The organism is Stenotrophomonas sp. 62841_Sma, from assembly GCF_056482945.1.
Map to the genome: position 1 here is coordinate 3,281,488 of NZ_CM151224.1, position 22,412 is coordinate 3,303,899.

Sequence of the window (22,412 nt, forward strand, 5' to 3'; positions counted from 1 at the left end):
CGTCCAGTCGGTTTCTTCCCGCCATGTCCGCATCCCCCTCCCGCTCGCGCCGCAAGGCGCCCGACAGCGTGCGCCAGTCACTGCTGCAGGCCACCATTGAAGTGATCGGCCGAGATGGCCTCGCCGCGCTGACCGTGCAGGACGTCGCGCAGGCCGCCGGTGTCAGCAAGGGTGCACTGTTCCATCATTTCAGCAGCAAGCAGGCACTGGTGGATGAAGCCATCGGAGCGCTCATCGGCGAATTCGAAGCGCGGGTACGTGCCCTGCTGCAGGAAAACCCCGAAGGGCATGGTCGTTTCAGCCGCGCCTATGTGCAGGCCAATTTCGAGCATCTGCTGCAGCAGGAACAGGACAACGACATCGGCCTGACCCTGGGCAACCTGATGGAACCAGCCCTGCTCGCGCATTGGCGTACCTGGAAGCGTGCGATGCTGGCCGAGTTCGCCGGCGAAGCCAACGATCCCCGACTGTATGCGGCGCGCTGCGCTGCCGATGGCTACTGGGCCACGGCCTATGGGCGACCGCTGGACGAGGAAGAACGCGCCAACGCATTGGCGATGGCCGAACAGGCCCTGAAACTATGCGACCCGCAGTAAGCAGGAGCGCTCAATGAATCCCTACCTCTACCTTGCCGCTGCCATCGTGCTGGAAGTAATTGCCACGTCGCTGCTGAAGGCATCCGACGGCATGAGCCGGCTGGCGCCGACACTGGGCGCGCTGGTCGGCTATGGACTGTGCTTCTACCTGCTGTCGATGACCATGAAGTCGATCCCGACCGGCATCGCCTACGCGATCTGGTCCGGCGTCGGCATCGTGCTGATCTCGCTGATCGGGCTGGTGGTGTTCAAGCAGCGCCTGGATGCACCGGCGTTGATCGGCATCGGCCTGATCTGTGCTGGCGTACTGGTGATCAATCTGTTCTCGCGCAGCAGCGCACACTGAGTACGCTGCTGCGCGATCAACGCTAGCTGACCTTCTTCGCTACGGTCATGCCGAGCAGGAACAGCACCACGGCGATGATGATGCCGGCCCAGAACAGGAACTTGGCGATGCCGACCGCGGCGCCGGCAATGCCGCCGAAGCCGAGCACGCCCGCAATGACGCCGATGATGGCGAAGATGATGGCCCACTTGATCATGTCAAACCTTTCCCCGTGGGGACTGCGTACTGGATGATCAGGCTAGGCCGTAGCCGATGCGGCAGTCGTGAACAGGCCGCGTGCGCGGCGTGAATCAGCGCGGGCGGAAACGCAGCAGGGCCACTGCAAAGGCCAGGAAAACGCTGCCCACCAGCCGCTCGAACCAGCGCCGCGCGAAGGGTTTGGCCAACCATCGGCGCAGGCCATGGCCACCGGCGGCATACATCACGTACCAGAACAGTTCGCAGCCGGCGAAGGTGGCGACCAGCACGCTGTACTGCAGCGCCTGGCCACGCGACGGGTCGACGAACTGCGGCAGGAACGCCGCAGCGAACAGCAGCAGCTTGGGATTGCTCAGGCCCACCAGAAGGCCACCGCGGAACACCTTCCACGCGCCCAGCGACGCCGCAACCGGCAGCGCGGCATCGACCGTCACCGGTGGTGCCGGCCGGCAACTGTCACGCCATGCCTTCAGGCCCAGCCAGGCCAGATAGGCCACGCCCAGATAGCGCAGCACCTCAAACAGCATCGGCGAGGAATGCAGCAGCGCACTCAGGCCTGCTGCGGAGGCCGCCAGCACCAGCAGCATCGCCAGCAGGCAGCCAGCCATCGCCGGCACGCTACCGCGAAAGCCGAGCCCGACGCTGCGACCGAGGATATGCAGCATGTTCGGCCCCGGCGTACCACACAGAACGAACACCGTGGCGAGGAACCACCACCAGGTATGCAGGGCCATATCGGACATCCACTTCAGAAGATCCCACCAGCATAGAGTGCGCCGGCCTGGCGCGGCACACACAGCGCAGCATGGATGCGGTGGTTACAGAGGCAGGCTCAGGCCGCAAGCGCGTCGCGCCGTACCAGTACCTGGTCGATCAAGCCCCATTCGCATGCCTGCTCGGCACTCATGAAACGATCGCGGTCCAGGGTCTGCTCGACCTCCTCGACACTGCGTCCGCAATGCTGCGCATACAGCCGGGTGATGCGCTGCTTGGTGCGCTGCATTTCCTCGGCATGGATGAAGATGTCCGACGCCTGGCCCTGCACCCCGCCCAGCGGCTGATGCACATGCAGGCTGGCATTGGCCAACGCCGCGCGGTGACCGGGCTCGCCGGCCATCAACAGGAACGAACCCATCGACCGCGCGGTGCCCATGCACAGCGTATGCACCGGGGCCGAGATGTATTGCATGGTGTCGTACATCGCCAGGCCGCTGGAGATCACCCCACCCGGCGAGTTGATGTACAGATGGATCGGCTTCTCCGGGTTTTCCGATTCCAGGAACAGCAGCTGCGCGCAGACCAGCGCCGACACAGTGTCATCGACTTCACCGTTGAGAAAGATGATGCGCTCGCGCAGGAGCCGCGAGTAGATGTCATGGGAGCGCTCACCGCGCTCGCTGCGTTCCACCACCATTGGTATCAGCTGCATTCTGTCCCGCATGTGCCTGCTCCCTGTAGCGTTTGATCCAGGCGCCGGCTCAGGCCGCGCGCATCATGGTGCGATGATCGTCGTTGGCGGCCAACGGCAGCAGCGCGCGCAGGTCGGTGAGCCGATGCACGATGGTCAGCACCGTCCCCCCACCGTCATCCGCGCGCAGCTGGAAACACACCAGGCTGTGCAGATGCGGAGGCTGTGCATCGCGCAGGCGGAATCCCAGCTCCCGCCCCTCCTCGCACAGGCAGGGCTGCGGATCGGCAAGATCGGCCGCAGGCAACCAGCGCTCACGCAGCGCCGGATCGAACAGTGCGCGCCAGACCCGTCCCGGTGGCGCTGGCAGCCACTGCTCCATCACCAACGCGGGAGCCGCTTCGTTCAGAACATCGTCCATCAGTCCATCTCCTTCAGCAGATCCTGCAAGGCATCCATCCGCGCGGGCCAGTAGGCCCGGTAGCGCTGCAGCCAGTTGCCGATGTGCGCCAGCCCGCGCGGATCGACCTCGTAGTGGACGAAACGGCCTTGGCGCTGTTCGCTCACCAGCCCGGCATCGCGCAGCACCGCCAGGTGCTGGGACATCGCAGACTGGCTGATCGCCATGCCCTCGCGCAGCGCGCTGGCATGCTGCCCGCCCTCGGCCAGCTTTTCGAAGATGTGGCGGCGGGTGGGGTCGGCCAGCGCTTTGAAGAGGGCGTTCTCGATCATGACCAATACATTAGCAACCACTAATGTGTAGTGCAACTCCCGCATCGGCTGTGCTGCAATGACGGCTCCCCGGCATGGAGCTGTGCATGAAGACCCTTGGCCTGATCGGCGGCATGAGCTGGGAAAGCTCGGCGCAGTATTACCGGCTCATCAACGAGGACGTGCGGCAGCGCCTCGGTGGCGCACATTCGGCGCAGCTGCTGCTGTGGTCGGTGGATTTCGCCGGCATCAAGCAGCTGCAGCATGACGGCGACTGGAATGCGCTGGGCGACCATATGGCCGACGCTGCACGGCGCCTGCAGGCCGGTGGCGCCGATCTGCTGTTGATCTGCACCAACACCATGCACAAGCTGGCCGACCGCATCGAGGCGGTCTGCCCACTGCCGCTGCTGCATATCGCCGACCCCACCGCCCAGGCCATCGTGCAGGCAAGCACACGCAAGGTGGGCCTGCTCGGCACCGCCTTCACCATGGAACAGGACTTCTACCGCGGCCGGCTGCAGGAGCGCTTCGGGCTGGAGGTACTGGTACCCGAAGCCGATGATCGTCGCAGCGTGCACGACATCATCTACCAGGAGTTGATTGCCGGTGTGATCCGCGAACGCTCGCGGCAGGTCTACGCCGGCGTGATCGCGCGCCTGGTGGCGCGCGGTGCCGAAGCCATCATCCTGGGCTGTACCGAGATCATGCTGCTGGTAGGGCCGGAAGACAGCGCAGTGCCGCTGTTCGATACCACTGCACTGCACGCACGGGCTGCGGTGGACGCGGCGCTGGCCTGAATCGATGCGCGCCGGAGCGCGGAATCAGTCCGCGCCCTGCACTTCCAGCGCGGTGATGAGCCACTCGACCACCGCCTGTGAATCGCACAGGAAAAAGATGGCATCGCCGGAGCGCGCCTCGGTAAGCAGGCGATAGACCGTGATCGCCACCGCCGACTGGTTGGCGATGAACACTTCCGGGCTGCGCGGCCCCTCGCTGTGGCCGGCAACCGCGTGCAGCGCCTTGCGTGCGGCCACGGTGGCAGCCGGGTCCGCGCTGCGGGTCAGTTCCGGCCCGCGCAGGCCCCAGGCAATGAACACATGCTTGCCCTTGAACGTGGTGTCCAGGACCCGCACCTCGGCGCCACCTGCGTCGGCCGAGCGATGAATGACGGTACTGCTGATCAACGCAACCCCCTGTGGTCGTCGTGGTCCGCGCATCCTCCTCCACGCGCCGGCCGCATGCCAGTGACAACAGCCACAGGCTGTGCCGACCGGCGTGGGAGACATGTAAGAGGGTGTAAACCGATGCGATCGGATGTGCAGCGATGATACGGGATGTAAGCCTCTGCATGGGCCCGCGCGTACTACTAAACCGCCACTGAGCCATCTTCGGAACGAAGCGTTCCGGCAGCCCCGGACTGGGCCATTCTTGCCGCCCCATCCCCACCGAGCCTGCACATGTCCCATCGCCTGCTGCTGACGATCACCGGCACCTCCCTTGCCCTGCTGCTGGCCGCCACCAGCGTGGCCGCACAGGACTACGACACCGATCACATTCCGGCGCTGCGCTGCGAATCGCAGTTCAACAAGACCGCGCAATGCCCGATCGAGGGCCCGATGCGCCTGGCCAGGCAACTGTCGGTCACCCGCTGCGTGGAGAACCAGAACTGGGGCCAGAGCCGCCGCACGTTGTGGGTGACCGACGGCTGCCGCGCCGAGTTCGTCGCCGACGGCTATGGGCGCGGACGCTGGCCGGGCCGCGGCAGGGACCGTGACGATGATGGCGAGCGCCTGGTCTGCGAGTCCTACGAAAAGAAGGACAAGGAATGCCGCATCCGTGTGCGCCACGAGGTGCGCCTGATCAAGCAGAAGTCGGTGACGGCCTGCATCGAGGACCAGAACTGGGGCTGGGACCGCCGCGGCGTGTGGGTCAGCGACGGCTGCCGGGCCGAGTTCCGCGTGTATTGACTGCCGAGCACGCGCTGGCTGCGGCGATAGACTGAGCCCTCCTGTCAGGAGCCCGACCATGCCCGCTGCGACTGCGCTGCGCCTCCGCGACGCGACGCCCGCCGATGCCTCCGCGCTGATCGCACTCGACAGCGTGGCGGCAAGCGACCCTCGACGGGCGGAACAGATTGGCGAGTGGTTGGCGCGGGGCAACGTGCATGTTGCCGAGCAGGAGCGCGAGATCGTTGGCTACATGACCCTCCATGAGCACTTCTTCGGCGAAGGCTTCGTCGAAATGCTGATGGTCGCGCGCGAGCGGCGCAGCCAGGGCGTCGGCGCCGCACTGCTGCGGCACGCGATTGCACAGCGTGGACAACGCAAGCTGTTCACCTCGACCAATGCCTCCAACATCGCCATGCAGCGCCTGCTCGTTGCATCGGGCTTCATCGACAGCGGCATCGTGCATGGACTGGATGACGGCGACCCGGAGCTGATCTACCGCTTTGCCGGCAGCTGATCGAGATACGCGGTCACCTTGGTATCCAGCAGATCCATCAGCACGGGATCCATGCAGCGATAGTCGTCCGGGATATCCAGGCAATGCAGGCGCTTGTGTTCCAGCAGGCGCGCGTATGCGGCCTGCAGTCGATGCTGATGCTTGGCCTCCATCACGAAGATGACATCGGCCCAGCGGATGTCCGCCGGGCCGATGGGGCGTCGTGCATGCGGGCTGGTGCCGGCCGACAGCGCAGTGAAGCCGGGCCGCCGTCGCCACATGGCTTCGGCGGTCGGGCTGCGCAGCTGGTTGCGGCTGCAGACGAACAGCAGGTTGATCATTCCTGTTCCTGCAATTGGCGGGCGCTGAGCACCGGATAGGTGAAGCCCAGCTGGCGTGCGCGCGCGAGCTTGGCATCGCGCGTGTACAGCAGCTTCCAGTTCTTCTCGGGCTTGTAGCTGTAGGCGGTCGTGGCGCGGTCGCCACCACGGTTGCGGGCCTGGCTGCGACGCCAGGCACGGTTTCTTGCAGATTCCATGATGTGTTCTCGTGAGTACCGGGTTCAGCAGCCGCGGTAGTACGAGTGGCGCGCAGCATACACCGCACGCACAAAAAAGCCCACGCATCGCTGCGCAGGCTTCTTGATTCATCACAGTGGTCGGGACGGCCGGATTCGAACCGACGACCCTCTGCCCCCCAGGCAGATGCGCTACCAGGCTGCGCTACGCCCCGACTGATGCTGCGATGTGCCCGCCAGTGCGGCGGGCCGTGAAGTATAGCGGATTACGATGGAAATGGGATCAGCGGCGCAACAACTGCAGCACTTCTTCCAGCTCCATGCGCACCTGCTTGATGATCTGGTTGCTCAGCGCCGATTCCTCGCGGGCATCGGGACCGTCCAGACGCAGGCGTGCACCACCGATGGTGTAGCCCTGTTCGTACAGCAGGCTGCGGATCTGCCGCACCATCAGCACGTCGTGGCGCTGGTAGTAGCGGCGGTTGCCTCGGCGCTTGGCCGGCTCAAGGCTGGGAAACTCGGTTTCCCAGTAGCGCAGGACGTGCGGCTTGACGTCGCACAGCTCGCTGACTTCACCGATGGTGAAGTAGCGCTTGGCCGGGATCGGCGGTAGTTCGCGGTTACTGCCCGGATCCAGCATAAGCTTCCACCCTCTCCTTGAGCTTCTGGCCCGGACGGAAGGTGACCACCGTACGGGCGGAAATCGGAATTTCCTCGCCGGTCTTGGGGTTGCGACCCGGGCGCTGGTTCTTGCGCCGCAGATCGAAATTACCGAAGCCCGACAGCTTCACCTGACGTCCCTGTTCCAATGCTTCACGCAGCACATCGAAAAACGCGTCGACGAATTCCTTGGCTTCCCGCTTGTTCAGACCGACTTCGTCGAACAGCTTTTCCGCCATCTCCGCCTTGGTCAATGCCATTGCCTGCTACCCCCGAGTGCTGCCCGCTCAGCCGCGGATCCGGGCGTGATGTTCACGCTCGATGGCAGTGACCGCCTCGGCCACCACCGCATCCACGTCGCGGTCCGTCAGAGTGCGCGACTTGTCCTGCAAAATCAAGCCCATAGCGAGACTCTTGAATCCCGGCTCGACGCCCTGGCCGACGTAGCGGTCGAACAGGTTCAGGTCGCGCAGCAGCGGACCAGCAGCCTGGCGGACGGTGGCCGCGAGATCGGTCCAGGCCACCTGTTCAGGCACCAGGAATGCCAGGTCGCGGCGCACTGCCGGGAAGCGCGACAGTTCACCGGCACGCGGCAGGCGGCGGGCGGTAAGCGGCTCCAGGTCCAGTTCGAAGGCATAGACGTCGGCTTCGATGTCCATTGCCTTGGCCAGACGCGGGTGGATCTGGCCGATCCAGCCGATCGCCACGCCATCGCGGAACACCTCGGCCGAACGGGCCGGGTGGCCGTAGGGGCGGGCCGACGGGCGGAACTCCAGTACCGCACCACTGGCAGCCGCCAGCGATTCCAGATCGCCCTTCAGGTCATGGAAATCGACCTTGCGGGCCGGCAGGCCCCACTGCAGTGCCTGTGCATCGCCACAGACCGCAGCGGCCACGCGCGGGGTCTCCAGCGGCGCCGGCCGGCTTTCGCCGAGCGACGCGTCGCCGGCCTGCTGGGCGAACACGCGGCCCAGTTCGAACAGGCGCACGCGGCCGATCTGGCGGGCGGCGTTGCGGCCCAACGTGGCGACCAGGCCTGGCAGCAGCGACGGGCGCATCACCGCCAGTTCGGCCGACAGCGGGTTGGCCAGCGGTACCAGGCCGTCGCGCAGCTGCCACTGGCTCAGCAGCGCATCGTCGACGAAAGCGAAATTGACGGTTTCCTGCTGGTCACGGGCGATCAGCTGGCGGCGCACGCTCAGCGCGTCCAGCTGGGTCTCGCTCGGCATCGCCACGCGCGAGGCGCCGCCCGGCAGCGTGGTCGGGATCTGCTCGTAACCGTGGATGCGCGCCAGCTCTTCGATCAGGTCTTCTTCGATGGCGATGTCGAAGCGGCGGCTCGGCGCCGTGACCTGCCAGCCGTCGGCGGTGGCAACCACGTCCATGCCCAGCGCGCGCAGGATGCGCTCGACTTCCGCATCGTCGATGGTGATGCCGAGCACGCGGGTGATGCGGGCGCGGCGCAGCACGATGGTTGCCGGCTGCGGCAGATCGGCCTCACGCACGGCCTCGGTGACCGGCGCCGGGGTACCGCCGGCCAGGTCCAGCACCAGGCGGGTGGCGTACTCGATGGCGGTACGCGGCAGTGCCGGGTCGACACCGCGCTCGAAGCGGTGGCCGGCATCGGTGTGCAGGCCCAGCTTGCGGCCACGGCCCATGATCGCGGCCGGCGCGAAATGCGCGGCCTCCAGGAACACGGCGGTGGTCGCGTCGGTGACGCGGGTGTCGAAGCCGCCCATCAGACCGGCCAGGCCGACCGCACGATCGGCGTCGGTGACCACCAGGAAGCTGTCGTCCAGCGCAGCATCGCGGCCGTCCAGCAGCTTCAGGCTCTCGCCGGCACGCGAACGGCGCACGGCGATGCTGCCCTGCAGGGTGCCCAGGTCGTAGGCATGCATCGGCTGGCCGAGCTCGAGCATCACGTACTGGGTGATGTCGACCAGCAGCGAGACCGGGCGCACGCCACTGCGGCGCAGGCGCTCGGCCATCCACAGCGGGGTCTCGGCGGCGGCGTTGACACCTTCGATGACGCGGCCCAGGTAACGCGGTGCTTCGGCGCCGGCGTCGAGCTGGATGGCCAGCTCACGGTTGCCGATGGCGGGAATCGTCTCGGTGGTGAAATCCAGCACGTCGCTGCGGGTGGCGGCGGCGACGTCGTAGGCGATACCGCGCAGGCTGAAGCAGTCGGCGCGGTTCGGGGTCAGCTTGATCTCGATGCTGGCGTCCGGCAGGCCCAGGTACTCGACCAGAGCCTGGCCGACCGGTGCGTCATCCGGCAGCTCCAGCAGGCCGGAGGCATCGTTGTCCAGGCCCAGCTCCCTGGCCGAGCACAGCATGCCGTTGGACTCGACACCGCGCAGCTTGGCCGGCTTGATCTTCAGCTCGCCAATCTGCGCGCCGACCATCGCCAGCGGCGCAACCAGGCCCGGACGTGCGTTCGGTGCGCCGCACACGATCTGCAGCAGCTCGCCCTGCCCGGCATCGACCTTGCACACCTGCAGGCGGTCGGCTTCCGGATGGCGTACGGCGTCGACGATGCGCGCCACGACCACGTGCTCGAGGCCTTCGCCCAGCGCGGTCACTTCTTCCACTTCCAGGCCGATGGCGGTCAGCACCGCACTCAGTTCATCGCGCGAAGCGCGGGTCGGGACGTGGCTGCGCAGCCAGTTTTCGGAGAATTTCATGGTGTCACCCTGGTGGGCCCGGCGCATGCGCCTGGGCCTGCGAATTTAGAAGCAGTCGAGCAAGCTCGACTCTACGGACCGGCGCTTACGCGAACTGCTTGAGGAAGCGCACGTCGTTCTCGAAGAACGCGCGCAGATCGTTGACGCCGTAACGCAGCATCGCGAAGCGCTCCACGCCCATGCCGAAGGCGAAGCCGGTGTAGCGCTCCGGATCGATGCCGACGTTTCGCAGCACGTTCGGATGGACCATGCCGCAGCCGAGCACTTCCAGCCAGCGGGTGCTGCCATCGGGCTGCTGCCAGGCGATGTCCACTTCCGCGCCCGGTTCAACGAACGGGAAGTAGCTGGGACGGAAGCGCATCTCGAAGTCGCGCTCGAAGAAGGCGCGCACGAACTCGGCCAGCGTGCCCTTCAGGTCGGCGAAGGTCGAATGCTCGTCCACCAGCAGGCCTTCCACCTGGTGGAACATCGGCGAATGGGTCTGGTCGCTGTCGCTGCGGTACACCTTGCCGGCGGCGATCATGCGCAGCGGCGGCGCGTGGTCGCCCATGTAGCGCACCTGCACACCGGAGGTATGCGTGCGCAGCAGGCGGCCGTCGCCGAAGTAGAAGGTGTCGTGCATGGCGCGCGCCGGATGGTGCGGCGGGAAGTTCAGCGCCTCGAAGTTGTGCCAGTCATCCTCGATCTCCGGCCCTTCCGACAGCTCGTAGCCCAGCCGGCCGAAGATGCCGGTGATGCGCTCCAGGGTGCGGGTGATCGGATGCAGGCCGGCGCGGTCGCCATTGCGGCCCGGCAGGGTGATGTCGATGGCTTCGGCGGCCAGGCGCGCATCCAGTGCCGCGTCTTCCAGCAGCGCCTTGCGCTCGCCCAGCGCGCGGGTCAGCGCGTCGCGGGCCTGGTTGATCGCTTCACCGGCGGCCTTGCGCTCGTCGGCCGGCAGGGCGCCGAGCTGCTTGAGCTGCGAGGTGATGCTGCCACTCTTGCCAAGCAGGGCCACGCGCAGCTGTTCCAGCACGTCGGGGCTCTGTGCGGCGGCCACATCGGCCAGCGCCTGGGTGGTGAGGGATTGGATGTCGCTCATGGGGGGCCGGAACTCCAGTCGATCTGCCATCGCGATGCGCGAAGGGCCGACCCCTGTCGCCACCGCCGTCCCCGCGCTGCCGTCATGGCCTCGCCGGGACCCAAAAAAGAATGGGGAAGGACTTGCGCCCTTCCCCATGCATTGCCTTGACCTGACACCGTTCCGAGTGAACGGTTACGGCATCGGGAAGGACTTATGCCGCCAGCGCGCCCTTGGCCTTTTCGGCCAGCGCGGTAAAGCCGGCTGCGTCGTGCACGGCGATGTCAGCCAGGACCTTGCGATCCAGGGTGATGCCGGCCTTCAGCAGACCGTTCATGAAGCGGCTGTAGCTCAGGCCGTTGATGCGGGCAGCCGCATTGATACGGGTGATCCACAGCGAACGGAAGTTGCGCTTCTTCTGCTTACGGCCGATGTAGGCGTACTGCTGTGCCTTGATGACCGCCTGCTTGGCGACGCGGAAGACCTTGCGACGGGCGTTGTAATAGCCCTTGGCGAGATCCAGAATCTTCTTGTGGCGGCGACGCGCCTGTACGCCACGCTTAACTCGTGCCATTTTTCAGTTCCTCAGAGGTAAGGGAGCATGCGGTCCAGACGGCCTGCGTCTTCTGCACGGACATGGCCCGTCTGACGCAGATTACGCTTACGCTTGGTCGCTTTCTTCGTGAGGATGTGGCTACGGTTGGCGTGGCCGCACTTGTACTTGCCCGAGGCGGTCTTGCGGAAACGCTTGGCCGCTGCCCGGTTGGTCTTGATCTTGGGCATTGCAATGTCCTTGATGGGATATGACCCTGGTTTCTGACTGATCTGGCGGCGGCCTGGGCCGCTCTTTCCGTCCTGCCATGATCGGCGTACGACCCGTCCTGGGTGGGTCGAGCCGGGCATGATACAGGCAAAACCGCCCTGCCACCAGCCCCTGCAACCCTTTCGCCGGCAATTCACCGGCTTCCTGCAAAAGCAAAGGGACGCCCATGGCGTCCCTCTACCCTGAACCATTCAGCCAGGCGCCCCGGAAGGCGGCCCGTCAGGCCTCAGGTCTTCTTCTTCGGCGCGATCATCATGACCATCTGACGCCCTTCCAGGCGCGGACGGGATTCAATGACGATGTCCTCGCCCAGATCGGTCTCGATCCGGTTGGCCATTTCGCGGCCCAGTTCCTGGTGGCTCATTTCACGGCCACGGAAACGGATGTTGACCTTGATCTTGTCACCATCCTCGAGGAACCCGCGCATCTTGCGCAGCTTGATCTGGTAGTCGCCCTCGTCCGTGACCGGACGGAACTTCACTTCCTTGATCTCGACCTGCTTGGTCTTCTTCTTGGCCTCGCTGGCCTTCTTCTGCGCTTCGAACTTGAACTTGCCGAAGTCCATGATCTTGCAGACCGGCGGATCGGCCTGCGGCTGGATTTCGACCAGGTCCAGGCCTTCATCTTCGGCCATGGACAGCGCTTCGTCGCGCGACAACACGCCGATCATTTCTCCGTCACTGCCGATCACGCGGACGCGCGGCACTCGGATTTCCTGATTCTTGCGGTTCTGTTTGTTGTCAGGGGTGCTGATATTACGTTCTCCCAAGGGTATCGAACCGGTCCGGGTGCCTGTGCCCCCGGACCGGACCTTTGCTTACGCGCCCTCGGCCTGGAGCCGCTCGATGAAGGCCTGCAGGCTCATGCTGCCCAGGTCTTCGCCAGAACGCGTACGCACCGCCACAGCCCCATTTTCCTTCTCGCGGTCACCAATGACCAGCAGGTAGGGCACGCGCTGCAACGTATGCTCGCGGATTTTATAGCCGATCTTCTCGTTACGCAAATCCGAGCTGACGCGGAAGCCTTGCTCCGCAAGGGTTTTGGTCACGCCCGAGACGTACTCGGCCTGAGCGTCGGTGATGTTGGCCACCACCACCTGGGTCGGCGCCAGCCAGGTCGGGAACTGGCCGGCATGGTGCTCGATCAGGATGCCCAGGAAGCGCTCCATCGAGCCCACGATGGCGCGATGCAGCATGACCGGGTGCTTCTTCTGGCTGTTCTCGTCCACGTACTCGGCGCCCAGACGGCCCGGCATCATGAAGTCGACCTGCATCGTGCCCAGCTGCCAGGTACGGCCGATCGCGTCCTTCAGGTGGTACTCGATCTTCGGGCCGTAGAAGGCGCCCTCGCCCGGCAGCTCCTGCCACTCCACCCCGTTGCTGGACAGTGCCGAGCGCAGCGCGCCCTCGGCCTTGTCCCAGGTGGCGTCATCGCCCAGGCGCGATTCCGGACGCAGCGCGATCTTGACCTGGATCTCATCGAAGCCGAAGTGCTGGTAGACCGCCAGCGCCTGCTGGTGGAACGCGGTCACTTCCGCCTCGACCTGGTTTTCCGTGCAGAACACGTGGCCGTCGTCCTGGGTGAAACCACGCACGCGCAGGATGCCGTGCAGCGCGCCGGACGGCTCGTTGCGGTGGCAGGCACCGAACTCACCATAGCGGATCGGCAGGTCGCGGTAGCTGTGCAGGCCCTGGTTGAACACCTGCACGTGGCCCGGGCAGTTCATCGGCTTGAGCGCGTAGGTGCGCTTCTCCGATTCGGTGAAGAACATCGCGTCCTGGTAGTTGTCCCAGTGGCCGGATTTCTGCCACAGGCTCACGTCCAGGATCTGCGGGCAGCGCACTTCGCCGTAGCCGGTCTTGCGGTACACCTTGCGCATGTACTGCTCGACCACCTGCCACAGTGCCCAGCCCTTCGGGTGCCAGAACACCAGGCCCGGCGCTTCTTCCTGCAGGTGGAACAGGTCCTGCTGCTTGCCGATGCGGCGGTGGTCGCGCATCTCGGCTTCTTCGATGCGCTTGATGTACGCCTCGAGCTGCTTCTTGTCGGCCCAGGCGGTGCCGTAGATGCGCTGCAGCTGCTCGTTCTGCGCGTCACCGCGCCAGTAGGCGCCGGAGATGCGGGTCAGCTTGAAGGCCTTCAGGAAGCGCGTGTTCGGCACGTGCGGGCCGCGGCACATGTCCACGTATTCCTGGTGGTAATACATGCCCATCGCCTGGATGTCGTCGGACATGTCCTCGATCAGGCGCAGCTTGTAGTCCTCGCCACGGGCCCTGAAGATCTCGATCACTTCGGCGCGCGGCGTCACCTTCTTGATGACGTCGTAGTCCTGGGCGATCAGTTCACCCATGCGCTTCTCGATCGCGGCCATGTCGTCCGGGGTGAACGGGCGCTCGGAGTAGATGTCGTAGTAGAAGCCCTCGGCGATCACCGGGCCGATCACCATCTTCACGTCCGGGTACAGCTGCTTGACGGCGTGGCCGACCAGGTGGGCGCAGGAGTGGCGGATGATCTCAACGCCCTCCTCGTCCTTGGCGGTGATGATGCGCAGGCTGGCATCGTGGTCGATGACGTCGCTGGCATCGACCAGCACGCCATCCACGGCACCGGCGATGGTGGCCTTGGCCAGGCCGGCGCCGATCGACTGGGCGACCTCCATGACGCTGACGGGATTTTCGAATTCGCGGCGGCTGCCGTCGGGAAGAGTAATGTTGATCATCGCAGTGGCTTCGTGCGGGGCCCGCTGGGCGGGCTGGAAAGCGTTCCCGGGGCGGCGCCCGGGCAATAAAAAAGCGCCGCGAGGGCGCCTGGAACACAGGGCCTTCGGGGGCAGGTCAACAGTGGGCGGTGGTAGTGCTCATGTCGCACGCTCGGCCGACGCTGGGCGCGGGCCACCTTGTTCCAGTCAGGGTTCTACGCTGATCTTAAACCAGCGCAGGGGAAAGCCCAAGGCCTACCGTACGGTCCGCTGAATGGGTCTCGCTGGCGGCGTGAAATTGCAATGATTACCATGTCGGCGCAGGCCGCCCTGTGCCAGCCTGCCCGCTTTCCCCCAGGACCCCGTGATGCGCCACCCGCTCCGACCGGCTCCCGCCGGCCCCGCCCGTGCCCCGCGTTCGCCGGCCCGCTGCCACGCTGGCCGCCCGCGATGATCACCGTCGGCCTTTCCACGCTCGGCTTCTGCAGCCTGGGCATGCTGGCGGCGATGTTCTCGGCGCTGGCGTTCTATGCCGCCTCGCCGCACTGCCGCTGGCCGCGCCTGCGCCGTGCCGGCCGCCTTGGCCGCCAGATCGGCCTGGTCGCCGCTGCCGCCGCGCTGTGGCTGTGGATGGCCGAGCTTGGTTTTGCCGCCGGCCTGGTGGCGATGCTGTGCACCTGGATGCTGGCCGCCATGCTGCTGCCGGCGCTGGCGGCCTGGCACCGCCCCGGTACGGAGTCGCCCTGATGTGGCCGCGTGCCCTTGCCGGCATCATCGCCGGCTTCCTCCTCGCCGCCGCCGTCACCGGCCTGCTGGCGTGGCTGCCGCCCGGCCCGTGGCAACGGGCGCTGGTGCCGACCCTCATCGCCTTCATCCCGCTGTGGATGCTGGCCGCCCTGTGGGCGTTCAGTTTCCGCAGCGCGCTGCGCGCCTGGCTGGTGCTGGCCGGCAGCGCCGCCGCCGGCTTTGCCGTGCTCGGGCTGCTGCGCCTGACCGGCGCGGTGCAATGAGACCTTTCCCATGAAGTTCAGTTCGCAGACGCTGCGCACGTTCACCACCCTGCACACCTGGGTCGGCCTGGTTGCCGGCTTCGGCCTGTTCGTGGCCTTCTACGCGGGTGCGCTGACCCTGTTCCACCACGACCTGCCGCTGTGGCAGACGCCCGGTGCAGCCACCGCACTCCCCGCCGGCCTGGACGACGCGCAGTACCTGCTGGAAGACGTGCTTGCCGCGCATCCGGAAGCGCACCGCCACGTCGGCATGACCTTCCCCGGCACCGAACACCCGCAGCCACTGGCCTACTGGCAGGCCGATGACGGCAGCTGGCGCTACGCCTGGCCGGGACAGATCGCCGGCAGCCCGACGCCGCCACAGACCGGGCTGGCCGAACTGGTCAACGAGCTGCATTACAGCCTCGGCCTGCCGGTGGCCGGCATCTACGTGATGGGCATCGTCAGCCTGCTGTATGGCATGGCACTGCTCAGCGGCCTGGTGATCCACCTGCCAAAGCTGTTCGGTGATCTGTTCGCACTGCGCCCGGGCCGCAACCTCAAGCAGCTGTGGCAGGACGCGCACAACGTGATCGGCGTGCTCAGCCTGCCCTTCCATCTGATGTTCGCGGTGACCGGTGCCCTGCTCTGCCTGGTGTTCGTGCAGATGGCCCTGCTCAACCCGCTGATCTACGACGGCAAGGCCCTGCAGGCGGTACCGACCGCAATGGACACCGCGCCGGTGCGCGACGCCAGCGGCATCCCGGCACCGCCTGGCAGCCTGCGCCTGCTGCATGCACGCGCGCTTGAAGTGGCCCGCGCACAGGGCGTGGCCAATTTCGAACCGGCCTACCTGAAGCTGGCCAACGCCGGCGATGCCAACGCCACCATCGAGATCACCGGCGAATCCACCGGCACGCTCGGCCCGCTCGGCGCGGTGGCACTGGACGTGGCCACCGGCAACGTCCTGGCCTCGCAGCTGCCCGGCCAGCGCGACGCCAACCACGCCACGCTCAGCGCGGCCTATGCCCTGCACTTCGGCGAGTTCGGCAACGGCGTAGTGGTCTGGCTGTACTTCCTGCTCGGCCTTGGCGGTGCCTTCCTGTTCTACTCCGGCAACCTGTTGTGGATCGAATCGCGGCGCAAGCGTCGCCAGCCGCAGCAACCGCGTGCCGGGGTGAACATGGCACGGGCCACGGTCGGCGTCTGCATCGGGCTGTGCGTTGCGATTTCGGTGGCGTTCGTCACCGCACTGGTGCTGGAGCGGCTGGCACCGTCCGCGGTCGACCACGGCATCCGCTGGGCCTGCTTCGGCAGCTGGGCGGCCTGTGCGCTGTGGGCCGCGCTGCGACGCCCGGCGCAGGCGGCACGCGAACTGCTGTGGGCGGCGGCGATCAGTACCGCACTGGTGCCGATCCTGCATGGCGCGCTCAATGGTGACTGGCTGTGGCGTGCGGCCGCGCGTGGCCACTGGCCGCTGTTCTGGGTCGATGCCATCGCGCTGGCCATGGCCTTCGGCTTCGCCCGCCTGGCTGTGGCCAGCCAACGCCGCGCCCGCAACGGCGACCCCAACAGCGTCTGGGCCAACTGAGCCGTCGCCGGGCATGGCCCGGCGCTACCGAAGGTCCGCCGGATCCGGGTAACGACTCACTTCGATCAGGTTGCCATCAGGGTCGCGGAAGTACACCGATTCGACCGGCCCCAGCGCGCCAGTACGTGCCACCGGCCCCTCCTCCACTGCAACGGACTGCGCCTGCAGGTGGGCCAGCACATCGGTCGTCGCCGTGCGCGTGACCAGGCACAGATCGGCGCTGCCCGGCGTGGGCCGCAGCGCATGCGGTTGCAGCGGGGCGCTGGCCGGATGCAGGTTGATCTTCTGCTGGCCGAACTGCAGCGCGGTGCGGCCCGTGCCGAAGTGCACGATCTGCATGCCGAGCACGCGCTGGTAGAAATCACAGCTGCGTTCGATGTCGGCGACAGTGAGGACCAGGTGGTCCAGGCGTTCGAGATGGATCATGCCCGCAGCGTAACGCTGCGGGCATGGACATGCTGTGCGGGGTCGGGCCGATGGCGTTGCGGCGTTGCGCCGGACATCGCCTGATGCAGCTCAATCGCCGATGCGTGCCTTCTGCCAGGGGCCCAGCATGGCGTTGAGCAGGCTGGCCTGTTCGTCGTCGCCGGTCAGCTCCCACATGAAGACGCCGGCCAGGCCCTGCTCGCGGGCGAACTGCGCACGCAGGCCGATCGAGCGCGGGTCTTCATAGCTGATGAAAACCTTCTGCTCGGCGTTGTACAGCCACGGGCTCTGCGCCTGTGGCTGCCAGTGCTTCGTCCAGCCCGGCTGGTCGAGATAGCGCGCCTTGATCACGCGCCAGTCGCCGGCATCGGCCGGTGCACTGTAGGACTGGTACAGCCCATCCGGCGCATCGCCGGTGACCTTGAAGCCGCGCCCGTAGAACGGCACACCCAGCACCAGCTTGTGGGCTGGCACCCCGCGCTCGCGGTAGTACTGCACCGCGCCGGCAACGTTGTTCCAGCGCCGCAGTTCCGGCGCCAGCGGATCGGTCGGCACTTCATGCAGGGGCGCATTGAACGTCGACACCGCCGAGAAGCCGGTGCCCATGTCGTAGCTCATCAGGTTGATGAAATCGAACACCTTGGCCAGCGCCGGCAGGTCATAGCTTGCGGCTGGATCGTAGGGGCCATCGGTCTGCAGGCGACCGGCGGCCAGTGCGGCGGTCAACAGCATCGGCTGCCCCGCCTTGCGGCCATGCGCATCAAGGGCCACGCGGAACGCCTGCGCGAGCCGGGTCAGATTGGCGCGGTCCTGCGGGCGGTGTGCCAGCTCCTTCGGTCCGCCACTGACAGGGAACTCCCAGTCGATGTCCACGCCATCGAAACTGCCAGCATGACGATCGAAGAACAGCGCCATGCATGAGTCGACCAGGCGCTTGCGGCTGCCCTCGGTCAGCGCTGCATCGGAGAATCCACCTGCCCCCCAGCCACCGATCGAGATCAGCGTGCGCAGATGCGGGTGCGCCTTCTTCAGCTCGGCCAGCGCCGCGAAATTCTTCGGCGCTTCCGCACCGATCGTGCAGCGCCCGTCCTCGATGGTGGAGAACGCGTAGAACAGGTGGGTGAGGCGCTCGGCCGGAATGCTCGACACCGGGTAGCGCTCGGCCGAACCACCGGGGTAGTAGGCACCGAAGATCGGCGGCTGCGCGGGTGCCGCATGCACGGCTATGGGCAAAGCACCGGCAATCAGCACGGCAAGGGCAGCCACAGTCTGGCGGAACATGGGATCTCCCGGTTCGAAGGCGCAGCCACGTTAGCAAACGGATGGGGCTGTGGGACGGTTGTCGTGGCATGTCGTCCAGTGGACAGGTGCATCCCGCCGGATGACGACAACGCGCCAGTCATGCAACGACCCTCATGCACTGCAGCAGGACACACGCCGACGCCGCCTTCGCGGGCTCGCGCATCGGCTAAGGTAGCCGCGGACCTTCAACCGCGCATGGACATGAGCACCGACCACGACAACCTCGACGACGGCGACCTGCTGGACGACGAAACCCTCGACGAATGCCAGGCCCTGGAGGCACGCGCCTACGGCGCCTTCCGCGAAGGCGACCTGCAACAGGCGGTGGCGCTGTTCGGCGAGCTGATCGCACTCGCCCCCGAAGTGCCGTACCTGCATTACATGCGCGGATTGGCGCACAAGTATCTGCGCGACTGGGCTGCCTCACTGCAGGACAACCTGCAATCGGAGCAGCTGCGTGGGGAATTCGATGTCGCCACTGCCTGGAATGCCGGCATCGCCGCCACCGGCATGGCGGACTGGGCCGAAGCACGACGCCAGTGGACCCGCTGTGGCATCACCCTGCCCGAAGGCGAGGGCCCGATCGAGGGCCACTTCGGCGTGGCCTGCGTGCGCCTGGCACCGTGGTCGGATGCCGAAGTGGTGTATATGAGCCGCATTGATCCGGTGCGTGCACGCATCGACAACGTACCGCTGCCCGAAAGCGGCTTTCGCTTCGGCGACATCGTGCTGCACGACGGCGCCTCGACCGGCCGCCGTACGTACAGCGAACACGAGGTGCCGGTGTTCAATGCAATGCAGCGCCTTCAGGCATCGGACATGGCGACCTTCACCGTGTTCGTGCAGTGCGATTCGGCCGATGACATCGCTGCGCTGGAGGCAATCACCCTGCCCGGCATCGGCATGGTCGAGGACTGGACGGCTACCGTGCGCCGGCTGTGCCGCCGCTGCAGCTACGGCACGCCGCACCAGCATGGTGATGAGGCGCCAGATGAAGACCAATGGAGACGCGAACGTGACCTCGGCGTGGCCGCACAGGGCCGGGCTGCGGTGGAAAAGCTCATGGCGGTGTGGGTCGCTGCAGCCCCCGGCCGGGTGCTGGAGGCCATCGAACAGCGCGAGCACCCGATGAGCGACCCGGAGCCAGGCCAGGTCTGGTGGCTGGGTGAGGACGAAGAAGACGCGTAAGTGCAAGGACCAACGGTCCTCATCCACAGGATTCCAGGCAAAGAAAAAGCGGGCCGAAGCCCGCTTTTTCATTTCAGCGATTCCAGGAGCGTGTCAACCAAGGTTGACACCTACCGCCGATTATTCGGCGCTGGCGGCTTCGCCTTCTTCAACGGCCTTCATCGACAGGCGGATACGGCCCTGCTTGTCGACTTCCAGCACCTTGACCTTGACCACATCGCCTTCCTTCAGCACGTCGCCGACCTTCTCGACGCGATCGCTGGAGATCTGCGACACGTGGACCAGGCCGTCCTTGCCCGGCAGGATGGTGACGAACGCACCGAAGTCCATGATCTTGGCGACCTTGCCTTCGTAGATGCGGCCCGGCTCGACGTCCGAGGTGATCTGCTCGATGCGGGCCTTGGCGGCCTGGGCAGCGATGGCGTTGACCGAGGCGATGACGATGGTGCCGTCGTCCTGGATGTCGATCTGGGTGCCGGTTTCCTTGGTGATGGCCTGGATGGTCGAGCCACCCTTGCCGATCACTTCGCGGATCTTGTCCGGGTGGATCTTGATGGTCAGCAGGCGCGGCGCGTAGTCCGACAGCTCTTCACGCGGAGCGGTCAGGCCGTGGGCCATTTCGCCCAGGATGTGCAGACGGCCAGCCTTGGCCTGCTGCAGGGCCTGCTTCATGATCTCTTCGGTGATGCCTTCGATCTTGATGTCCATCTGCAGGGCGGAGATGCCCTCAGCGGTACCGGCCACCTTGAAGTCCATGTCGCCCAGGTGATCTTCGTCACCCAGGATGTCGGACAGGACGACGAAACGCTCGCCTTCCTTGACCAGGCCCATGGCGATACCGGCAACCGGCGCCTTCACCGGCACGCCGGCGTCCATCAGGGCCAGCGACGAACCGCAGACCGATGCCATCGACGAGGAACCGTTCGACTCGGTGATTTCCGAGACGACGCGGATGGTGTACGGGAAGGCTTCCAGCGACGGCATGACAGCCAGCACGCCGCGCTTGGCCAGGCGACCGTGGCCGATTTCGCGGCGCTTCGGGCCCATCATGCGGCCGCACTCACCCACCGAGAACGGAGGGAAGTTGTAGTGGAACAGGAAGTTTTCCTTGTACTCACCGGCAACGGCATCGATGACCTGGCCATCACGGGCGGTGCCCAGGGTGATGGTCACGATGGCCTGGGTTTCGCCGCGGGTGAACAGCGAGGAACCGTGGGTACGCGGCAGTACGCCGGTCTTCACGGCGATCGGGCGGACGGTGTCCAGCGCACGGCCGTCGATACGGACCTTGGTGTCCAGCACCGAGTCACGCATGGTGCGGTATTCCAGCTCGCCGAATTCCTTCGACAGCTCGGCCGGGTTCCAGCCTTCAGCGGCCACGCGGCCAGCCAGGGTTTCGACCACGTCCTTCTTGATCGCCGAGATGGCGTCGCGGCGCTGCAGCTTGTCGCGCACCTGGAAGGCTTCGCCCAGGCGCGGGCCGATGGCTTCCTTCAGGGCGGAGATCAGCGCGTCGTTCTTGGCCGGAGCTTCCCAGGTCGACGGCTTGGTGCCGGCTTCGACGGTCAGCTCGTTGATCGCGTTGATGACCTTCTGCATTTCGCGGTGACCGAAGGTCACGGCGCCCAGCATCACTTCTTCGGACAGCAGCGCGGCTTCGGATTCGACCATCAGCACGGCGTTGGAGGTACCGGCGACGACCAGTTCCAGCTGCGAGTCAGCCAGTTCGCTGACGGTCGGGTTCAGGATGTACTCGCCGTTCTTGTAACCGACCTTGGCAGCGCCGATCGGACCCATGAACGGGGTGCCGGCCAGGGCCAGGGCAGCCGAGGCGCCGATCAGGGCCGGGATGTCGCCGTCCACGTCCGGGTTCAACGACATGACCGTGGCGATGATCTGCACTTCGTTCTTGTAGTCTTCCGGGAACAGCGGACGGATCGGACGGTCGATCAGACGCGAGATCAGGGTTTCCTTCTCGGTCGCACGGCCCTCACGCTTGAAGAAACCACCCGGGATACGGCCGCCGGCGTAGAACTTTTCCTGATAATCGACGGTCAGCGGGAAGAAGTCCTGGCCTTCGCGCGCGCTCTTGGCGGCGACGGCGGTGACCAGCAGTACGGTGTCGTCCATCTTGACGATGACGGCACCGCTGGCCTGACGGGCGACTTCGCCGGTCTCGAGCGTGACGGTGTGCTTGCCGTACTGGAAGGTTTTGGTGATTTTTGCCACGGAGGGTGTCCTTGGGGATGCTGTCTGCGAATTTGGACCGTCGGCGACCCTTGCCGCCAGCGGGTGGCCGGATCGTTCCGGCCTGAATCGGGGATTGCGGTGCTACAAAACAAAACCGCGGCGCATCGCTGCGCCGCGGGGGATTCGTTGCTTAGCGACGCAGGCCAAGCTTCTCGATCAGGGCCTTGTAACGCTCGACGTCCTTCTTCTTCAGGTAGTCGAGCAGGCTGCGACGGCGGTTGACCATCTGCAGCAGGCCGCGGCGGCTGTGGTGGTCCTTCTTGTGGGTCTTGAAGTGGCCGGTCAGCAGTTCGATGCGGGCGGTCAGCAGTGCAACCTGGACTTCCGGGGAGCCGGTGTCAGCCGAGCTGCGCTTGTTGTCTTCAATGACCTTCTGGGTGTCGATCGACATTTCTTTTTTCTCTGTGATGCGTGGCCGGCAGGAACGCGCTTCGCGCACCGCCAGGCTCGCCGTGGACTACGAGGATGAAACCTGCGCGAGGCAGGCTGCCGGAAAACGGCCGCGAAATTGTAACGGTCG

At 66.0% G+C, this 22,412-nt stretch carries 29 protein-coding genes and 1 tRNA gene; 9 read left to right on the forward strand and 21 right to left on the reverse strand.

Annotation, left to right across the window (positions count from 1 at the left end; translation table 11 throughout):
• The first annotated feature begins 23 nt into the window (after positions 1–23).
• Positions 24–596 (forward strand): TetR/AcrR family transcriptional regulator, encoded by a 573-nt coding sequence (locus tag ACZK5G_RS15410; RefSeq protein WP_032128668.1) that lies wholly within the window; start codon positions 24–26, stop codon positions 594–596.
• Between the two features lie 13 nt (positions 597–609).
• Positions 610–942 carry an SMR family transporter gene (locus ACZK5G_RS15415; RefSeq protein ID WP_005410423.1) on the forward strand — a complete coding sequence of 111 codons (333 nt, stop codon included), beginning with the start codon at positions 610–612 and terminating at the stop codon, positions 940–942.
• Positions 943–964: 22 nt separating this feature from the next.
• On the opposite strand, the gene ACZK5G_RS15420 is transcribed toward ACZK5G_RS15415, so the two are convergent.
• From ACZK5G_RS15420 to ACZK5G_RS15440, 5 genes are all read right to left on the reverse strand, one after another.
• The gene (locus ACZK5G_RS15420) at positions 965–1,138 is read right to left on the reverse strand and encodes a DUF1328 domain-containing protein (RefSeq protein WP_006380555.1); all 174 of its coding nucleotides are present in this window, start codon (positions 1,136–1,138) and stop codon (positions 965–967) included.
• 94 nt (positions 1,139–1,232) lie between these two features.
• Positions 1,233–1,874, reverse strand: a complete 642-nt coding sequence (locus ACZK5G_RS15425; RefSeq protein ID WP_032128667.1) for a LysE family translocator — start codon at positions 1,872–1,874, stop codon at positions 1,233–1,235.
• A 98-nt stretch (positions 1,875–1,972) separates the two neighbouring features.
• A complete protein-coding gene (locus tag ACZK5G_RS15430) occupies positions 1,973–2,581 on the reverse strand; it encodes an ATP-dependent Clp protease proteolytic subunit (RefSeq protein WP_032128666.1) in 609 nt (202 codons plus the stop codon).
• A gap of 37 nt (positions 2,582–2,618) precedes the next feature.
• Positions 2,619–2,969 carry an SRPBCC family protein gene (locus tag ACZK5G_RS15435; RefSeq protein WP_478463971.1) on the reverse strand — a complete coding sequence of 117 codons (351 nt, stop codon included), beginning with the start codon at positions 2,967–2,969 and terminating at the stop codon, positions 2,619–2,621.
• Entirely contained in the window at positions 2,969–3,280 is a 312-nt protein-coding gene (locus ACZK5G_RS15440) for an ArsR/SmtB family transcription factor (RefSeq protein ID WP_042358872.1), read from the reverse strand. Before ACZK5G_RS15440 ends, ACZK5G_RS15435 begins: the two co-directional genes overlap by 1 nt.
• 86 nt (positions 3,281–3,366) lie before the next feature.
• Between ACZK5G_RS15440 and ACZK5G_RS15445 the strand changes: the two genes are divergently transcribed.
• Positions 3,367–4,059, forward strand: a complete 693-nt coding sequence (locus ACZK5G_RS15445) for an aspartate/glutamate racemase family protein (protein WP_478463972.1) — start codon at positions 3,367–3,369, stop codon at positions 4,057–4,059.
• Between the two features lie 24 nt (positions 4,060–4,083).
• Here ACZK5G_RS15445 and ACZK5G_RS15450 read toward each other — a convergent pair whose 3' ends face one another.
• Positions 4,084–4,479 carry a hypothetical protein gene (locus ACZK5G_RS15450; protein WP_012511691.1) on the reverse strand — a complete coding sequence of 132 codons (396 nt, stop codon included), beginning with the start codon at positions 4,477–4,479 and terminating at the stop codon, positions 4,084–4,086.
• Between the two features lie 240 nt (positions 4,480–4,719).
• On the opposite strand from ACZK5G_RS15450, the gene ACZK5G_RS15455 reads away from it, so the two are divergent.
• Positions 4,720–5,229, forward strand: a complete 510-nt coding sequence (locus ACZK5G_RS15455) for a DUF3011 domain-containing protein (protein WP_478463973.1) — start codon at positions 4,720–4,722, stop codon at positions 5,227–5,229.
• 58 nt (positions 5,230–5,287) lie between these two features.
• A complete protein-coding gene (locus tag ACZK5G_RS15460) occupies positions 5,288–5,725 on the forward strand; it encodes a GNAT family N-acetyltransferase (protein WP_032128661.1) in 438 nt (145 codons plus the stop codon).
• Here ACZK5G_RS15460 and ACZK5G_RS15465 read toward each other — a convergent pair.
• From ACZK5G_RS15465 to thrS, 11 genes are all read right to left on the reverse strand, one after another.
• Positions 5,704–6,045, reverse strand: coding sequence for a low molecular weight protein tyrosine phosphatase family protein (locus ACZK5G_RS15465; RefSeq protein WP_032128660.1), 342 nt, complete (start codon positions 6,043–6,045; stop codon positions 5,704–5,706). The two genes, ACZK5G_RS15460 and ACZK5G_RS15465, sit on opposite strands and share 22 nt — an antisense overlap.
• Entirely contained in the window at positions 6,042–6,242 is a 201-nt protein-coding gene (locus ACZK5G_RS15470) for a hypothetical protein (protein WP_014037933.1), read from the reverse strand. Before ACZK5G_RS15470 ends, ACZK5G_RS15465 begins: the two co-directional genes overlap by 4 nt.
• 117 nt (positions 6,243–6,359) lie before the next feature.
• Positions 6,360–6,436: transfer RNA gene (locus ACZK5G_RS15475), tRNA-Pro, on the reverse strand.
• Between the two features lie 68 nt (positions 6,437–6,504).
• Positions 6,505–6,861, reverse strand: coding sequence for a MerR family transcriptional regulator (locus ACZK5G_RS15480; protein ID WP_005410431.1), 357 nt, complete (start codon positions 6,859–6,861; stop codon positions 6,505–6,507).
• Positions 6,842–7,141, reverse strand: a complete 300-nt coding sequence (locus tag ACZK5G_RS15485; RefSeq protein ID WP_005410432.1) for an integration host factor subunit alpha — start codon at positions 7,139–7,141, stop codon at positions 6,842–6,844. Before ACZK5G_RS15485 ends, ACZK5G_RS15480 begins: the two co-directional genes overlap by 20 nt.
• A gap of 27 nt (positions 7,142–7,168) precedes the next feature.
• Complete coding sequence (gene pheT, locus ACZK5G_RS15490; RefSeq protein ID WP_478463975.1) at positions 7,169–9,565, reverse strand: phenylalanine--tRNA ligase subunit beta; 2,397 nt, start codon at positions 9,563–9,565, stop codon at positions 7,169–7,171.
• 85 nt (positions 9,566–9,650) lie between these two features.
• Positions 9,651–10,646 carry a phenylalanine--tRNA ligase subunit alpha gene (locus ACZK5G_RS15495; protein WP_005417865.1) on the reverse strand — a complete coding sequence of 332 codons (996 nt, stop codon included), beginning with the start codon at positions 10,644–10,646 and terminating at the stop codon, positions 9,651–9,653.
• A 193-nt stretch (positions 10,647–10,839) separates the two neighbouring features.
• Complete coding sequence (gene rplT, locus ACZK5G_RS15500) at positions 10,840–11,199, reverse strand: 50S ribosomal protein L20 (RefSeq protein WP_006380762.1); 360 nt, start codon at positions 11,197–11,199, stop codon at positions 10,840–10,842.
• 11 nt (positions 11,200–11,210) lie between these two features.
• On the reverse strand, positions 11,211–11,408 hold the full coding sequence (gene rpmI, locus ACZK5G_RS15505; protein ID WP_005410436.1) for a 50S ribosomal protein L35: 198 nt from the start codon (positions 11,406–11,408) through the stop codon (positions 11,211–11,213).
• A gap of 266 nt (positions 11,409–11,674) precedes the next feature.
• Positions 11,675–12,217 carry a translation initiation factor IF-3 gene (gene infC, locus ACZK5G_RS15510; protein ID WP_005410437.1) on the reverse strand — a complete coding sequence of 181 codons (543 nt, stop codon included), beginning with the start codon at positions 12,215–12,217 and terminating at the stop codon, positions 11,675–11,677.
• A 48-nt stretch (positions 12,218–12,265) separates the two neighbouring features.
• Positions 12,266–14,167 (reverse strand): threonine--tRNA ligase, encoded by a 1,902-nt coding sequence (gene thrS / locus ACZK5G_RS15515; RefSeq protein ID WP_478463977.1) that lies wholly within the window; start codon positions 14,165–14,167, stop codon positions 12,266–12,268.
• 429 nt (positions 14,168–14,596) lie between these two features.
• On the opposite strand from thrS, the gene ACZK5G_RS15520 reads away from it, so the two are divergent.
• Genes ACZK5G_RS15520 through ACZK5G_RS15530 form a run of 3 tightly spaced genes read left to right on the forward strand, consistent with a single transcriptional unit; the run spans position 14,597 to position 16,726 of the window.
• Positions 14,597–14,893: a hypothetical protein gene (locus ACZK5G_RS15520; protein ID WP_005410439.1), complete on the forward strand. Its 297-nt coding sequence runs from the start codon at positions 14,597–14,599 to the stop codon at positions 14,891–14,893.
• Positions 14,893–15,156: a membrane protein gene (locus tag ACZK5G_RS15525; protein ID WP_032128657.1), complete on the forward strand. Its 264-nt coding sequence runs from the start codon at positions 14,893–14,895 to the stop codon at positions 15,154–15,156. The genes ACZK5G_RS15520 and ACZK5G_RS15525 overlap by 1 nt, the downstream gene beginning before the upstream one ends.
• A 10-nt stretch (positions 15,157–15,166) precedes the next feature.
• Entirely contained in the window at positions 15,167–16,726 is a 1,560-nt protein-coding gene (locus ACZK5G_RS15530; RefSeq protein ID WP_478463978.1) for a PepSY-associated TM helix domain-containing protein, read from the forward strand.
• A 24-nt stretch (positions 16,727–16,750) separates the two neighbouring features.
• On the opposite strand, the gene ACZK5G_RS15535 is transcribed toward ACZK5G_RS15530, so the two are convergent.
• Positions 16,751–17,152 (reverse strand): VOC family protein, encoded by a 402-nt coding sequence (locus ACZK5G_RS15535; protein WP_478463979.1) that lies wholly within the window; start codon positions 17,150–17,152, stop codon positions 16,751–16,753.
• Positions 17,153–17,242: 90 nt separating this feature from the next.
• Positions 17,243–18,433 (reverse strand): glycoside hydrolase family 18 protein, encoded by a 1,191-nt coding sequence (locus ACZK5G_RS15540; RefSeq protein WP_164080650.1) that lies wholly within the window; start codon positions 18,431–18,433, stop codon positions 17,243–17,245.
• Positions 18,434–18,655: 222 nt separating this feature from the next.
• On the opposite strand from ACZK5G_RS15540, the gene ACZK5G_RS15545 reads away from it, so the two are divergent.
• A complete protein-coding gene (locus ACZK5G_RS15545; protein WP_235202879.1) occupies positions 18,656–19,642 on the forward strand; it encodes a tetratricopeptide repeat protein in 987 nt (328 codons plus the stop codon).
• Between the two features lie 120 nt (positions 19,643–19,762).
• Here ACZK5G_RS15545 and pnp read toward each other — a convergent pair whose 3' ends face one another.
• Together pnp and rpsO are read right to left on the reverse strand one after the other, a co-directional pair.
• Positions 19,763–21,871 (reverse strand): polyribonucleotide nucleotidyltransferase, encoded by a 2,109-nt coding sequence (gene pnp, locus ACZK5G_RS15550; protein WP_125427128.1) that lies wholly within the window; start codon positions 21,869–21,871, stop codon positions 19,763–19,765.
• A gap of 151 nt (positions 21,872–22,022) precedes the next feature.
• Complete coding sequence (gene rpsO / locus ACZK5G_RS15555; RefSeq protein WP_005410445.1) at positions 22,023–22,283, reverse strand: 30S ribosomal protein S15; 261 nt, start codon at positions 22,281–22,283, stop codon at positions 22,023–22,025.
• Between the last annotated feature and the right edge of the window lie 129 nt (positions 22,284–22,412).